The organism is Verticiella sediminum (assembly GCF_007558815.1).
Classification (GTDB): domain Bacteria; phylum Pseudomonadota; class Gammaproteobacteria; order Burkholderiales; family Burkholderiaceae_B; genus Verticiella; species Verticiella sediminum.
Genome location: NZ_VLTJ01000007.1, coordinates 17095 through 30352 on the forward strand (window position 1 = coordinate 17095; position 13258 = coordinate 30352).

Annotated in this window: 15 protein-coding genes; 10 read left to right on the plus strand and 5 right to left on the minus strand. The window is 69.6% G+C overall.

Annotated features, from left to right (window positions below; genetic code table 11):
* Positions 1–5: 5 nt before the first annotated feature.
* Both FOZ76_RS03455 and FOZ76_RS03460 read right to left on the minus strand, forming a co-directional pair.
* Entirely contained in the window at positions 6–731 is a 726-nt protein-coding gene (locus tag FOZ76_RS03455) for a TetR/AcrR family transcriptional regulator (RefSeq protein WP_143946744.1), read from the minus strand.
* Positions 732–1148: a VOC family protein gene (locus FOZ76_RS03460; protein WP_170235275.1), complete on the minus strand. Its 417-nt coding sequence runs from the start codon at positions 1146–1148 to the stop codon at positions 732–734. It lies immediately after the preceding gene.
* A gap of 317 nt (positions 1149–1465) precedes the next feature.
* Between FOZ76_RS03460 and FOZ76_RS03465 the strand changes: the two genes are divergently transcribed.
* The 3 genes from FOZ76_RS03465 to cobA are packed head-to-tail and all read left to right on the plus strand — an operon-like array spanning position 1466 to position 4528.
* The gene (locus tag FOZ76_RS03465; protein WP_143946746.1) at positions 1466–3208 is read left to right on the plus strand and encodes a nitrite/sulfite reductase; all 1743 of its coding nucleotides are present in this window, start codon (positions 1466–1468) and stop codon (positions 3206–3208) included.
* Entirely contained in the window at positions 3201–3710 is a 510-nt protein-coding gene (locus FOZ76_RS03470; protein ID WP_170235276.1) for a DUF934 domain-containing protein, read from the plus strand. The genes FOZ76_RS03465 and FOZ76_RS03470 overlap by 8 nt, the downstream gene beginning before the upstream one ends.
* 41 nt (positions 3711–3751) lie before the next feature.
* Positions 3752–4528: a uroporphyrinogen-III C-methyltransferase gene (cobA, locus tag FOZ76_RS03475; protein ID WP_143946748.1), complete on the plus strand. Its 777-nt coding sequence runs from the start codon at positions 3752–3754 to the stop codon at positions 4526–4528.
* Between the two features lie 58 nt (positions 4529–4586).
* Here the strand turns inward: cobA and FOZ76_RS03480 are convergent, their stop codons facing one another.
* Genes FOZ76_RS03480 through ygfZ form a run of 3 tightly spaced genes read right to left on the minus strand, consistent with a single transcriptional unit; the run spans position 4587 to position 6780 of the window.
* Positions 4587–5084 carry a disulfide bond formation protein B gene (locus FOZ76_RS03480; RefSeq protein ID WP_143946749.1) on the minus strand — a complete coding sequence of 166 codons (498 nt, stop codon included), beginning with the start codon at positions 5082–5084 and terminating at the stop codon, positions 4587–4589.
* Positions 5085–5119: 35 nt separating this feature from the next.
* Positions 5120–5806, minus strand: coding sequence for a MarC family protein (locus FOZ76_RS03485; RefSeq protein ID WP_143946750.1), 687 nt, complete (start codon positions 5804–5806; stop codon positions 5120–5122).
* A 47-nt stretch (positions 5807–5853) separates the two neighbouring features.
* On the minus strand, positions 5854–6780 hold the full coding sequence (gene ygfZ, locus FOZ76_RS03490) for a CAF17-like 4Fe-4S cluster assembly/insertion protein YgfZ (protein ID WP_143946751.1): 927 nt from the start codon (positions 6778–6780) through the stop codon (positions 5854–5856).
* Positions 6781–6967: 187 nt separating this feature from the next.
* Here ygfZ and mltG point away from each other — a divergent pair, with 187 nt between their 5' ends.
* The 7 genes from mltG (at position 6968) to FOZ76_RS03525 (ending at position 13202) form a co-directional block, all read left to right on the plus strand.
* On the plus strand, positions 6968–7975 hold the full coding sequence (gene mltG / locus FOZ76_RS03495; RefSeq protein ID WP_143946752.1) for an endolytic transglycosylase MltG: 1008 nt from the start codon (positions 6968–6970) through the stop codon (positions 7973–7975).
* Positions 7972–8640: a dTMP kinase gene (gene tmk / locus FOZ76_RS03500; RefSeq protein WP_246129273.1), complete on the plus strand. Its 669-nt coding sequence runs from the start codon at positions 7972–7974 to the stop codon at positions 8638–8640. The genes mltG and tmk overlap by 4 nt, the downstream gene beginning before the upstream one ends.
* Positions 8633–9691 carry a DNA polymerase III subunit delta' gene (gene holB, locus FOZ76_RS03505; RefSeq protein WP_246129274.1) on the plus strand — a complete coding sequence of 353 codons (1059 nt, stop codon included), beginning with the start codon at positions 8633–8635 and terminating at the stop codon, positions 9689–9691. The genes tmk and holB overlap by 8 nt, the downstream gene beginning before the upstream one ends.
* A 36-nt stretch (positions 9692–9727) precedes the next feature.
* Complete coding sequence (locus FOZ76_RS03510; protein WP_143946753.1) at positions 9728–10399, plus strand: response regulator; 672 nt, start codon at positions 9728–9730, stop codon at positions 10397–10399.
* Positions 10389–11921 (plus strand): sensor histidine kinase, encoded by a 1533-nt coding sequence (locus tag FOZ76_RS03515; protein ID WP_143946754.1) that lies wholly within the window; start codon positions 10389–10391, stop codon positions 11919–11921. The genes FOZ76_RS03510 and FOZ76_RS03515 overlap by 11 nt, the downstream gene beginning before the upstream one ends.
* Positions 11922–11945: 24 nt before the next feature.
* Positions 11946–12722: a TatD family hydrolase gene (locus FOZ76_RS03520; RefSeq protein WP_143946755.1), complete on the plus strand. Its 777-nt coding sequence runs from the start codon at positions 11946–11948 to the stop codon at positions 12720–12722.
* Positions 12723–12857: 135 nt separating this feature from the next.
* Entirely contained in the window at positions 12858–13202 is a 345-nt protein-coding gene (locus tag FOZ76_RS03525) for a DUF4148 domain-containing protein (protein WP_143946756.1), read from the plus strand.
* Positions 13203–13258: the final 56 nt, after the last annotated feature.

Genomic DNA, 13258 nt, shown 5'->3' on the forward strand with positions numbered 1-13258 from the left:
GGGGCTCACGCCGGCCCGAGCAGCGCGGCGAGCCGGGCGAGACTGTGCTGGGCATCGTTCAGCGCCTCGTGCACCTGCCTGGCGTCCGTCGGCGCGGCCAGGGCGGCCGTCGCCATGTCGGCGATCTGCTCGGCGACCTGGGGGCGCGCCAGGCCGCCGCCTTCCCGATACCAGCTTGCCGTCCAGTTGCACATGCCGATCACGGTCAGGGCGGCCAGCGCCGGATTCACCTCGCGCAGGCGGCCGCTGGCCACGCCGCGTTCGATCAGGTGCTCGAAGTTCTTGAATATCGCCTGCTTGGCCTCGTCATTGACCGCGCGCAGCGACGGCGGCAGGAACACCTGCGAGTTCGTCAGTACGCGGTAGATCGTGGCGTTCTCGATGATGAATTCGACTTGCCGGCGTACCGCGCCATGCAGCGCCTGTATCGGGTCGGCATCCTGGTCCAGGGCGCGGGAGTTCTCGCTGGAGGTGATCGTCACTTCCTCGACCAGGGCGGCGAGTATCGAATCCTTGTTCTCGAAGTAGTAGTAGAGGGTGGGCCGGCTCACCTGAAGCGTGCGGGCAACGTCGGACATGCTCGTGCCGGCGAAGCCCCGCTCCATGAAGAGCCGGGCGGCTGCCTCGAGCACCGTGCGCCGCTGCAGTTCGCGATTGTTGCCCGTTGCGGCGCGTACGGTGGATCGGCGTTCGGCCGCCCCGCCGGCCTGCGCCGTTGCGCGCATGCTCATTCAGACCTCCGCCACAGCAGGTTGCAGCATTTCGAACTGAACCCCGTGCATGTCGCGCGGGTGCACGAAATTGACCGCTCCGTAGCGGCCGCGCGCGCTGGGATCGAGCAGCACTTCCAGGCCCAGGGCGCGCGCTTCGGCGGCCTGGGCGTCGGCGTCGTCCACCTGGACCGAAACGAGGAACACGCCTTCGCCCCGCTTGGCGAGGAAACGGCCCACGCTGGTGGCCGGGTCGTCGGACGAGATCAGATTGAGCCGAAAACCATGCACATCGAAACGGGCGCCTTGCAGGCCCGGATACGCGAATGCTCCCGGCGCGCTGGGCACGGCGCGGCAGCCCAGGAACGCTTCATAGCGCGCGATGGCCGCGTTCAGGTCCTTCACGGCGATGTTGATGCCCAGGATGCCTTTGATCATCTTCTCTCCATTCATTGACGAATATGTCAGATATATTGACGACGATATAGTCATCAAAATTGACAGATACGTCAATGAAACTTGAGCTGGGGGTTTCCCGTATACTCGCGGTCTTCGGCGGCGCCCGTCATGTCGACTGCGGCGCGTGCGTTTCCCTCGGGAGCGCCAGGTTCGCGGGCGCATAAGCTTATGCCTTATTCGTCATAAGAGACCCGGCCTCATCCCCTAAAATCGTTATATGTCTGCCGTTAGGGCCGACCCGATTCCGTCGGGCCGGCCTTGGCCGTTTTCCGATACGAATCCAGCGGGCCGTTTTCATGTACAACTACACTCCCGTCGACCAGCAACTGGTGGACGAGCGCGTCGCCCAGTTTCGCGACCAGACCCGGCGCTTTCTCGCGGGCGAGCTGAGCGACGACGACTTCCGCCCCTTGCGCCTGCAGAACGGGCTGTACATCCAGCGCCATGCGCCGATGCTGCGCATCGCGATCCCGTACGGCTTTCTCGCCAGCCGGCAGTTGCGCACGTTCGCGTACATCGCCCGCCGCTGGGATCGCGGCTATGGCCACTTCAGCACGCGCCAGAACCTGCAACTCAACTGGCCCGAGCTGAAGGATGTGCCGGACATGCTCGCCGAGCTGGCCAAGGTGCAAATGCACGCCATCCAGACCAGCGGGAACTGCATCCGCAACACCACGACCGATCACTTCGCCGGGATCGCGCCGGACGAGCTGGTCGATCCGGTGGTGTGGTGCGAGATCATCCGCCAGTGGTCCACACTGCATCCCGAGTTCGCCTTCCTGCCGCGCAAGTTCAAGATCGCGGTGAGCGGCGCCACGCACGATCGCGCCGCCGTGGGCGTGCACGACATCGGCCTGCAGGCGGTGCGCAACGATGACGGCGTGCTGGGCTTTCGCGTCTGGATCGGGGGCGGCCTGGGCCGCACGCCCGTGCTGGGCAGCCTGATCAACCCGTTCGTGCCCTGGCAGCACCTGCTGTCCTATCTGGAAGCCGCGCTGCGCGTCTACAACCTGCACGGCCGCCGGGACAACAAGTACAAGGCGCGCATCAAGATCCTGGTGCGCGAGCTTACGCCCGAGGTGTTCGAGGACCAGGTCCAGGCCGAGTTCAAGCGCCTGGAGGGTGGCGCTGCGACGCTCACCCAGGCGTACGTGGACGAGATCGCCGCGCGCTTCGACAAGCATGCGTACGAGCAGCCGGCGCCCGCCGACGACGTGGCCGAGCGCCGCGCCGCCGAGCCGGCCTTCGCGCGCTGGTTGCGCAGCAATACGCACCCGCACAAGGTGGCCGGCTACGCGGCCGTCACCGTGTCGCTCAAGCGCACCGGCGTGCCGCCCGGCGACATCACGTGCGAGCAGATGGAGGCCGTCGCCGACCTCGCCGACCGCTACAGCTTCGGCGAGCTGCGCGTCTCGCACGAGCAGAACCTGATTCTCGCCGACGTCAAGCGCGCCGATCTGTACGTGCTGTGGCAGGCGCTCGAAGCGCTGGGCCTGGCCACGCCCAACATCGGCATGCTGACCAACATCATCTGCTGCCCGGGCGGGGATTTCTGTGCGCTCGCCAACGCCGTGGCGATCCCGGTGGCCGAGTCGATCCAGCGCCGTTTCGACGACCTGGACTATCTCTACGATATCGGCGAGCTGGACCTGAACATCTCGGGCTGCATCAACTCCTGTGGCCACCATCACGTCGGTCATATCGGCATCCTCGGCGTCGACAAGGCGGGCGAGGAGTGGTATCAGGTGACGCTCGGCGGACGCCAGAGCGCCGGGCCGGGCAAGGCGTTCGAAGCGTCGGACATCTACGCCAAGGGCGGCGGCGGCGCGGTGATCGGCAAGATCATCGGCCGCGCGTTCTCGCGCGCGGAAGTGCCGGGTGTCGTGGAAACGCTGGTCCAGACCTATCTGCGCGAGCGCGACAGCGATGCCGAGCGCTTCATCGACGTGGTCGAACGCATCGGCCTGGATCCGTTCAAGAAGGATGTGTATGGCGAGGCGCCGGCCCGCCGTCGGGAGTCGGAGGCCGCCCATGTCTGAGATCGTCGAACAAGCTGCCGAGGCGCCGCGCCAGTTGGTGCGCGCGGATGGCGTGAGCCAGGACGACTGGCAGCGCTTCGAGCCCGCCGATGCGGCGGCGTTGCCGGCGGCCGAGGGGCGCTGGCTGGTGCCGCTGGCCACCTGGCTCGCGCACGAGGCGGCCCTGCGCGGGCGCGAGGTGGGCGTGCTGGTCGCGCCCGGCGACGACGTGCGCGACCTCGAGGGCCATCTCGAGGGCCTGGCGCTGATCGCCGTGGACTTTCCGAGCTTCGTGGACGGCCGCGGCTTCTCGAGCGGCCGCCTGCTGCGCACCGCGCTCGGCTGGGAAGGCGAGATGCGCGCCGTCGGCGACGTGCTCATCGATACCGTGTTCTATCTCTCGCGCTGCGGCTTCGACAGCTTCACCATGAAGCCGGGCCACGACGGCGAGGCCGCGCGCGGGCAACTGCACGCCTTCAGCGTCAGCTATCAGCCGCAGTATCCGCTGGGCGCCGCCGCCTGATCGATGTGCGGCCGGCCGTGTCCGGCCGCAGGGAGACCGCCATGTCCGCACCCCGTACCCCTGCCAACCCGGGCACCGTCTATCTGGTCGGTGCCGGGCCCGGCGCGGCCGACCTGCTGACAGTGCGGGCCGCGCGGCTGCTGGCGCGGGCCGACATCGTCCTGCACGACGCCCTGGTCGGCCCGGAGGTGCTCGCGCTCGCTGCGCAGGCCCGGCGGGTGCCGGTGGGCAAGCGCAGCGGGCGTCTGTCCAGCGCGCAATCGTTCATCAACAAGCAGCTCGTCGATGCGGCGCAGCGCCACGCTGTCGTGGTGCGCCTGAAGGGCGGCGATCCCATGCTCTTTGGCCGCGCGCAGGAAGAAATCGCCGCATTGGCGGCGGCCGGGATTCCGGTCGAGGTCGTGCCGGGCATCAGCGCGGCGTTCGGTGCCGCCGCCTCGGTGGGCCGCTCGCTGACCCAGCGCGGCATGTCGCGCAGCCTGGTCCTGCTGACGCCGGCCGTGGGCAAGGGCGAGACCGGGCACGACTGGGCGCGCGCTGCGCTCGCCGCCGACACCGCCGTGCTCTACATGGCGGGCCAGCAGGCGCGCGCCATCGCCGATGGCCTGATGGCCGTCGGCGTGCCGGGTTCGCGCCCGGCCGTGATCGTCGAAAGCGCCAGTCTGCCCGAGGAGCGCATCCTGGCCACGCGGGTCGATCGCCTGGGCGACACCGCGCTCGCGCTGGGCAGCGGCCCGGCGCTCATCATGATCGGCGACGTCTATGCCGGCCTGGATGCCGGCGCCGTGCGCGAGACGCTGCGCGCCGTGGCGGCCTGAGCCGCACACCTGAAGGCGGGACCGCGCGCGCCGCATACGGCACTGTCGCAGCGCCGCCTCAGCCGGCGCGGTTCGCCCGGCGTCCGCCCAGCGCGAGCAGGTTCAGGGCCGCCAGCGCGATGAAAAAAATCAGCGTCCAGATGTCGTAGCTCACGCCGAGCAGCGTGGTGGCGCTGTCCGCGCAAGTGGCCCAGATGCCGAATACCTGCGGGAACGCGGCGTCCAGCCCGGAACCCACGACCACGCGGTCGGCGAAGCTCAGGTCGCAGGTGAAGGCGTGCGCCGCCACCGTATGTTGGTACCAGGCGGCGACCGCGCCGCCGATGGCCAGCAGAAAGACCACCGCCGAGGCGAGCGGCGCGATGCCGCCGCGCCGGCGCGCGAACCAACCCAGGGCGGCGACGATGCCGATCGCAAGGCAGATGATGCGTTGCAGTACGCACCAGGCGCAGGGCTGCATGCCCAGGACATGCTGGGAGAAGAGCGCGAACCCGAAGGCGAGGAAGGCGAGCAGTGCGGTTGCGCCCAGTGCGCGACTGTAGGTGACGGAGGGCATGGCTGAGAGGGGTGGGGTGGTGACGCGCTGGCCGGTCAGGACCAGGGCGTGAGTTGGTTGAAGAGCTCGTAGAGACCGTCCCACATGATCTGTACGCCGAGGCACAGGAGCAGGAAGGCGGTGAGCCGCATGAAGACGGCGGTACCGGATTCGCCCAGCGGGCGGAGCAACTGCAGCGCAAAGCGCAGGCACACGTACACGGCGACGGCGATCAGGGCGAGGGCGGGCACGGCGCCCGCCAACTGCACCAGCCGCAGCGATACGCGCGGATCGTGCAGGCTCGCGCCCACCGTGATGGCCGCCGCGATGGAGCCCGGCCCGCAGGCAATCGGAAAGGTAAGAGGGTAGAACGCCTGCTTGCGCGCCATTTCCGGGGTGTAGCCCTCGGCCAGCTCCGCTGCTCGCTGCATGCCGGCGTCGGGCGAGTTGAGCAGCCGCCACGCGGTCGTCGCAACGAGCAGCCCGCCGGCCAGCCGCACAACGGGCAGCGAGATGCCGAAGAAATTCAGCACCGGCGAGCCGACCAGCATGGCGAAGCCTAGCAGCAGGAAGACATTGCGGCCGATCTTGGCGGCGAGCGCTGCGCGGGTGCCGGTCGATGCGCCGCTGGTCAGCGTGAGGAAGACAGGCGCCGTGGCCGTCGGGTTCAGGATCGGCAGCAGTGTCGCCAGTGCGAGCAGGAAAGCCTTGCCGAAGCCGAGCAGGTACGTCTCAATCGGCATTACGGCTCACGAAGGGCGTGGGGCAGGGTGGGTTCCATGGCGTGTGGTCAGGCCGGGTCCAGGGCGTAGGGCAGGGGCTCGAGCGCGATCGCCGGGCCGTCGGGCGTCCCCAGGCGCAACTGTGCCGTCTGCGCTGCCTCGAACGGCGCCTCGAACAGCAGCACGGTGGCCTGCGCCGTGGCCGCTGCGTTGATGACGCGGCCTATCGGTTCGCCGCCGGGCTGGCGCGCATCGTAGACGTCCTGGGCCGGCGCGGCGCCGGCATCGGGCGCTGCCCGGCCCAGCAGCGCGCGGCGCTTCTGCTTGCCCCGGTAGTGGGCGCGGGCGACGACCTCCTGGCCCGGATAGCAGCCCTTGGTGAAGCTGACCCCGCCGATGAGGTCCAGGTTGGCCATCTGCGGCGTGAGCAGTTCCTGCACGGCGGTGTCGACCCAGGGCAGCCCGGCCTCGATCTGCTGGGCGAGCCAGGCATCGGCCGCGGCCTCGCCGACGGCGGGGGCGTCCGCCGCCCCGATGCGCCAGCCGCGCGCGGCCGCCTGCGGCGCGGCGGGTGCGCCGATCCAGGTGACACCGTCGGCGTCGTCGGCCACCTGCCAGGCTGCGGGCAGGCCCGGGGCCTCGGCGAGGCGCCATGCGCCCGCTACTGCGCGCGGGCTGCGCGTGATGCCCACCTTGGCGCGCAGCACGAACATGCGCAGCCGCTTGGCGAGCGCATCGGCCAGGTCCGCGCTGACCAGGGCTTCGTAGGTCGCCGGCTCGGCGCCGTGCACGCGCCAGATCACCAGCGTGGCGAGCATGCGGCCCTTGGCCGTGCAATAGGCGGCCAGGCGCGCTTCGTTGGGCGCCAGCGTCTTGAGGTCCTGGGTGAGCTGGCCCTGCAGGAAGTCGGTGGCGTCGGCGCCATCGAAGCGCAGCACGGCGAGCTGGGGCAGGGGGGCGATGAGCAAGGAGGTCGGGGTGGTCGGCTCGGGCATGGAATCGCGGCTGATACGGTGAGTTGCTCCCGCCGGAAGGCGGGAGCCTGCTCGTCACGGAATGGGGGCGCCTGCGGCGCCAGGATCGTCTGGCCGCGCCAGTCGTCGCCCCTGACGGGCGAGACTCGCGCTTTGGCTGGTGGTCACAACGGGTATGATACCGGGGCTGTGCATCCCTCGTCCTTCCATGCTCCGTTTTGTCTTCCGTCTGTTGCTGCTGGCCCTGGTGCTGGCAGCGCTTGCCATTGGCGCGTTCGTCTATTGGGCGGCCCGGCCACTGCCCCTGCCCGCTGCGCGCGTCGACTTTTCCATTCCGCCCGGTAGCGGCATGCGCGCGGTGGCGCGGCATCTGAACGAAGCCGGCATCGCCGTTCAGCCCGACCTGTTCGTCGTGCTGTCGCGCGTGTCCGGGCTCGATACGCAGGTCAAGGCCGGCGGCTACGAAGTCACCCAGGGCGACAGCCTGTGGCAGGTGCTGCAGCGCATGGCGGCCGGCGACGTCACCCATGCGCGCATCACCTTCATCGAGGGCTGGACCTATCGCCAGTTCCGCGATGCGCTGCAGCGCCACCCCGACGTGCGCCAGACCCTGGACGGCGTGGACGACCAGCAGTTGCTCCAGCGCCTGGGCGAGACCGAGGCCAAGCATGCCGAGGGCCTGTTCTTCCCCGACACCTACTCGTTCGCCAAGGGGTCGAGCGACTTCGACATCCTGCGCCGCGCCTGGCAGGCCCAGCACGATCAGCTCGCCCAGGCGTGGGCCAGCCGCGTGCCCGACTTGCCCTGGAAGTCACCCTACGAGCTGTTGATCATGGCTTCCATCGTGGAGAAGGAAACCGGCCACAAGATCGACCGGGCCAAGGTGGCCGGCGTGTTCGTCAACCGGCTGCGCGTGAAGATGCCCCTGCAGACCGACCCCACCGTGATCTACGGGATGGGCGAGGCCTACACCGGCACGCTGCTGCGCCGGCACCTGCGCGAGGACAGCGAGTGGAACACCTATACGCGCCCGGGCCTGCCGCCCACGCCGATCGCCAACCCGGGACGCGCCTCGCTCGACGCCGCGGCGCATCCCGAGTCGCACAAGTACTACTACTTCGTGTCTCGCGGCGACGGCAGCAGCGCGTTCGCCACCGATCTGGCCAACCACAATCGCAACGTGAACCGCTACATCCGCGGCGCGGAGGCGCAGTGAACCCGTCGAAGCTGTCGATTCCGTCCGGCGCGCCTGGCGCGCGCGGGCTCTTCCTGACTCTCGAAGGCGTCGATGGCGCCGGCAAGAGCACCCACGTGCAATGGCTGTGCGACCTGCTGCGCGCGCAGGGGCTGGACGTCGTGTGCACGCGCGAGCCGGGCGGCACGCCGCTCGGCGAGGCGCTGCGCGACATGCTGCTGCACCAGCCCATGCACCTGGAAACCGAGACCTTGCTGATGTTCGCCGCACGCTGCGAGCATCTGCGCACGGTGATCGAGCCCGCCCTGGCCGCGGGCCGCTGGGTGGTCTGCGATCGCTACACCGACGCCACCTATGCCTACCAGGGCGGCGGCCGGGAGCTGGGCGCCGCGCGCATCGCGCCGCTGGAGGCCTGGCTGCAGCCGCCGCTGCAACCGGACCGTACGTGGCTCTTCGACGTACCCCTCGCGGTGGCGCGCGAGCGTCTGGCGCGCGGGCAGACGCTCGATCGCTTCGAGCGCGAGGGCGCGGCTTTCTTCGAGCGCACGCGTGCCGCCTATCACGCCCGCGTGGCCGGCGCGCCGCAGCGCTGCATCGTGGTCGACGCCACGCGTTCGATCGAGACCATCCGGGCCGATCTGGAGCGCGACGTCCTGGCCATGCTCGAGGCGCACGCCCGTGCTTGAGTCCACCTTTCTGCCCTGGCAGCAGGAAACCGCGCGGCGCTGGCTCGCCGCTCGCGAGCGCATGGCGCATGCCTGGCTGTTTCACGGCCCGGCCGGCGTGGGCAAGGCGCGTTTTGCGCGGGCGGCCGCCGCCAGCCTGCTGTGCGAATCGCCGCGCGGCGGTTTCGCCTGCGGCGAGTGCGACGCCTGCCTGTGGGTGCGCCATGGCAATCATCCGGATCTGCGCCTGTTGCGCCCCGAGGCCGTGGCGCAGGCTGAAGGCCAACCCGAGGCGGCGGGCGAGGATGCCGTGCCGGCGCGCACGAAGTCGGCCTCGCGCGAGATCCGGGTGGAGCAGGTGCGCGAGCTGGAGACCTGGCTCAACACCGCGACGCATCGCGGGGGCTCGCGCGTGGTGGTGCTCTATCCGGCGCAGGCGCTCAACGCCATCTCCGGCAATGCCCTGCTCAAAGTGCTGGAAGAGCCGCCCGAGCACACGCTTTTCCTGCTCGTGGCCGACGCCCTGGACCGGCTGCTGCCCACGCTGGTCTCGCGCTGCCGCCGGCTGGCGTTGACGGCGCCGGACGCGGATGCGGCCGCCGCCTGGCTGCGTGCGGCCGGCCTCGCCGAGCCCGGCCGCATCCATGCCTACCTGGCCGCGGCCGGCGGGGCGCCGCTGGCCGCGCTCCAGGCGCACGAGCAGGGCGGGGCGCCCTATCCGGCCTGGCTGCCGCGCTGGCTGGGCGCGCTGGCCGAGGGGCGCGGCAGCGCGATCGCGGCCGAGCTGGTGCCCGAGCTGGAGAAGATGCCGGCGAGCGAATGGCTGGGCGTATTGCAGCGTGCCTTCGTCGACCTGATGCGGGTGCAGGCCGGCGTCGGGGTGCGCTATTATCCAGAGCTTCAGGCGTCGATCGGCGCTGGCGCGGCGCGCCTGTCCCGGGTCGCCGCCGCACAACATGCGCGCTGGCTCGCCACGCAGCAGCGGGTGGCCAATCACCCCTTGAGCCCCGCGCTCTTCGTTCATTCCGTCCTGTTGCGCGTCGCGTCCGAGACGCCCGCGGCGGCTCGCTAGCGGGCACGGGCTGCGCGCGCCAAGTACGAGAGTTCCGTGCATATTCTGTTGGTAGAAGACGAGCAGGAGTTGGCCGCCTGGCTGATGCGGGCATTGACCGAGAGCGGCTTCAACGTCGATCACGCGTCGGACTGCGCATCCGCCCACCGAGCCCTGGCCGCCGCCACCTATGCCGCGATCCTGCTGGATCTGCGCTTGCCGGATGGCGACGGCCTGTCGCTGCTGGGCGACATCCGGCAGCGCGGCGACCGTACGCCCATCCTCATCCTGACGGCGCAGGGCACCTTGAGCGACCGCGTGCGCGGCTTGCGCCTGGGGGCCGACGATTTTCTGGTCAAGCCGTTCGCGCTGGCCGAGCTCGAGGCGCGCCTGACCGCGCTCGTGCGCCGCAGCCACGGCGGCGACTACCCGCGCCTGCGCTGCGGCGTGCTGTCCTACGACGACCAGGCCCGCGTATTCCTGATGGAGGGCCGGCCGCTCGCGCTCACCCGCCGCGAGCACTCGGCGCTGTCGGTGCTGCTGCAGCACAGCGGGCGGCCGGTGTCGCGCGCCGATCTCTTCGCCGAGGTGTTCGATTCGCCGCAGGACGCCGGGCCGGAGGCGATCGAGGTCATCGTGCACCGTCTGCGCAAGAAGCTCGACGGCCCTCTGCGCATCGTCACCGTGCGCGGGCTGGGCTACATGCTGGAAGCCGACAGTGTGGCGTAGGCGCCGCCGCCTGCGCCTGAAGACCACCCTGCTGGGCCTGTTGGTGCCCACAGTGGTCGGGCTGCTGGTGTTCGACGTCTGGAGCGACTACCAGACCTTGCACCGCACCACCGACGAAGCCTACGACCGCGCGCTGCTGGGCCCGGCACTGGCGCTCAGCAACAGCGCTACGCAGGACGCGGGCGGTCAGGTGCGCCTGGAGGTGCCGCAGCTCGCCCTGGCGATGCTCGAATCGGCGCCTCAGCAGCGCGTCTACTACCGCGTGACCGTGGTCGAGATGCCCCGCGGCCGCGCGCGCGCCATGCGCGACGCCTGGACCCAGCCCATCGGCGTGGACCTCGCCACGACCATCACCACGCCTGTCTCCGGCATGCGCGATCTGCCCTTGCCGAACATCTGGCCGGCGGGCGTCGAACCGGTGTTCTACAACTCCGTCTACCGCAGCGATCCGGTACGCGTGGCGGCCTTGTCGCGCCCGCTCTCGCGCAGCGACGTCTGGGGGCCGCAACTGCTGGTCCAGGTCGCCGAGAGCGTGGAGTCGCGCGGCATTCAGCAGGCCCAGGCCTGGCGCGACAAGCTGCGCCGCAACGTGGTGATCATCCTGGTGATGGTCGGCATGCTGCTGCTCGGCGTGTACTGGGCCTTGCGTCCGCTGGAACGCCTGCGCACGGAGATCCGCAGCCGGGCCATCGACGACCTCAAGCCGCTGGACGCGGACGCCGTGCCGCAGGAGATCCGCCCGCTGGTACAGGCCGTCAACCACCATGTGCAGCGGCTGGGCCATGTGCTCGATGCCCAGGCGCAATTCCTGGCCGATGCGTCGCACCAGTTGCGTACGCCGCTCGCCATCATGAGAACCCAGGTCGAATACGCGCTGCGCGAGCCCGGCACGCCGCGCACGCGCCAGAGCCTGGACGCCATCCTGGCGCAGCTCGAGCGCGCCGGGCGGCTCACGGCGCAACTGCTCACGCTGGCGCACGCGCGCCAATTGCCGGAGGACACGCAGGCGCCGGTGTTCGATCTGGCCAAGCTCGCGTACGACTTGACGGTCCAGCACTTGCCGCTGGCCTGGGCCAAGCAGCAGGATCTGGGCTGGGACGAAGCATCCCCCGAGCAGGGGCTGCTCGTGCGCGGTTCGGAATCGGCGCTGGGCGAAGCGATCTCCAACGTGATCCACAATGCGGTCTGCTACACCCCCTCGGGCGGACGCATCACGGTGTCGGCGCACGAGCGCAATCATCAGGTGGAGGTCCGCGTCAGCGACACCGGGCCGGGCATCGAGCCTGCGCTGCGCGAGCGCGTGTTCGAGCGCTTTCAGCGCCTGACGCCCAACGGCGCGGAAGGGGTCGGCCTGGGGCTGGCCATCGCGCGCGAATTCGTCTCGCGCAACGGGGGGCGCATCGTGCTGCGCGACGGCGATCCGAACGGGCAGGGCGGCCACGGCCTGTGCGTGGTGATCCGGCTGCGTCCGGCGCTGCCGGAACGGCCCGGCCTGCCGCCACCGCCTGTCGCCCTACAATGAGGGTTTTCCCGCGCCGTTTCCGCCATGTACGTCGACTCCCACTGCCATCTCGATTTTCCCGGTCTGCGCGAACGCCTGCCCGAGATCCTGGCGCGCATGCGCGAGAACCAGGTCACCCACGCGCTCTGTGTCAGCGTCAACCTGCCGGACTGGCCCGCGGTCATGGCGGTGGCGGGCAGCGCCGCCAATCTGTACGCCTCGGTCGGGGTGCATCCGGACTACGAGGACACGCCCGAACCCACCGTCGAACAGCTTGTCGAGGCGGCGCGCAGCGAGCCCAAGGTGGTGGCGATCGGCGAGACCGGCCTGGACTACTACCGGCTGGAAGGCGATCTGGAATGGCAGCGCGAGCGCTTTCGCACCCATATCCGCGCCGCGCGTGCGGCCGGCTTGCCGCTCATCATCCATACGCGTGCGGCGGCCGAGGATACGCTGCGCATCATGCGCGAGGAGGGGGCCGGGGAGGTGGGCGGCGTCATGCATTGTTTCACCGAGACAACGGCGGTCGCGCAAGCGGCGATGGCGATGAACTTCATGATCTCGTTCTCGGGCATCGTGACCTTCAAGAACGCCGAGGCCTTGCGAGAGACCGCCCTGGCGGTGCCGCTCGATCGCATGCTGATCGAAACCGACTCGCCTTATCTGGCGCCGATGCCGCACCGCGGCAAGACCAACGAACCGGGCTTCGTGATGCACGTCGCAGAGCGGATCGCGCAGCTCAAGGGCGTGACGCCGCAAGCTCTGGGCGAGGCGACGACCGCGAACTTCTTCCGCCTGTTCGCCAAGGCGGCGGGGCGGTAGGTACTTGAGCGTGCACCAGGATTGTTGCCATATGGGAACAATAAGTTGCGCGATCTCCGTCTTATCAAGCCTAGGGTAAACCCTCAGAATATCACCGTCGTGAGTTAAATCACATCGAGATATCTGGAGGTCCCCATGAAAGCCGTAGCCAAAATTTCGTTTGTTGCTGCAACGATGTTTGCCGGAGCCGCCTTCGCCGGCCAGAGCCTGCTCGGCGAATTGCCCGACTATCCCGAAGGCGTCGCCGTGACGTCGAACGCACCGGCCAAGACTCGGGCGCAAGTGCTGGCCGAGCTGAACAATGCGCCGTTCAACGGCGTCGAACTCGGCGAAATGCCCGACTATCCGCAGGGCTATCTTGCGGCGCAGCAACAGCAACTGCCGGGCAAGACCCGTGCGGAAGTCAGGGCCGAACTCGCGCAGGCCGCCGGCAACGGCAACGTGCGCTCCGGTGGCATCGACTACCCGGGCGGGTTCTGATCCCCTGGCGCAGCACCCCCGTCGGCGGCAAGCGCCCCGACCATGAGAAAACCCGG

Bases quoted from the DNA above. Each gene is read 5' to 3' on its own strand.
- FOZ76_RS03455 (WP_143946744.1), bottom strand. From the start codon at position 731: ATGAGCATGCGCGCAACGGCGCAGGCCGGCGGGGCGGCCGAACGCCGA.
- FOZ76_RS03460 (WP_170235275.1), bottom strand. From the start codon at position 1,148: ATGATCAAAGGCATCCTGGGCATCAACATCGCCGTGAAGGACCTGAAC.
- FOZ76_RS03465 (WP_143946746.1), top strand. From the start codon at position 1,466: ATGTACAACTACACTCCCGTCGACCAGCAACTGGTGGACGAGCGCGTC.
- FOZ76_RS03470 (WP_170235276.1), top strand. From the start codon at position 3,201: ATGTCTGAGATCGTCGAACAAGCTGCCGAGGCGCCGCGCCAGTTGGTG.
- cobA (WP_143946748.1), top strand. From the start codon at position 3,752: ATGTCCGCACCCCGTACCCCTGCCAACCCGGGCACCGTCTATCTGGTC.
- FOZ76_RS03480 (WP_143946749.1), bottom strand. From the start codon at position 5,084: ATGCCCTCCGTCACCTACAGTCGCGCACTGGGCGCAACCGCACTGCTC.
- FOZ76_RS03485 (WP_143946750.1), bottom strand. From the start codon at position 5,806: ATGCCGATTGAGACGTACCTGCTCGGCTTCGGCAAGGCTTTCCTGCTC.
- ygfZ (WP_143946751.1), bottom strand. From the start codon at position 6,780: ATGCCCGAGCCGACCACCCCGACCTCCTTGCTCATCGCCCCCCTGCCC.
- mltG (WP_143946752.1), top strand. From the start codon at position 6,968: ATGCTCCGTTTTGTCTTCCGTCTGTTGCTGCTGGCCCTGGTGCTGGCA.
- FOZ76_RS03520 (WP_143946755.1), top strand. From the start codon at position 11,946: ATGTACGTCGACTCCCACTGCCATCTCGATTTTCCCGGTCTGCGCGAA.
- FOZ76_RS03525 (WP_143946756.1), top strand. From the start codon at position 12,858: ATGAAAGCCGTAGCCAAAATTTCGTTTGTTGCTGCAACGATGTTTGCC.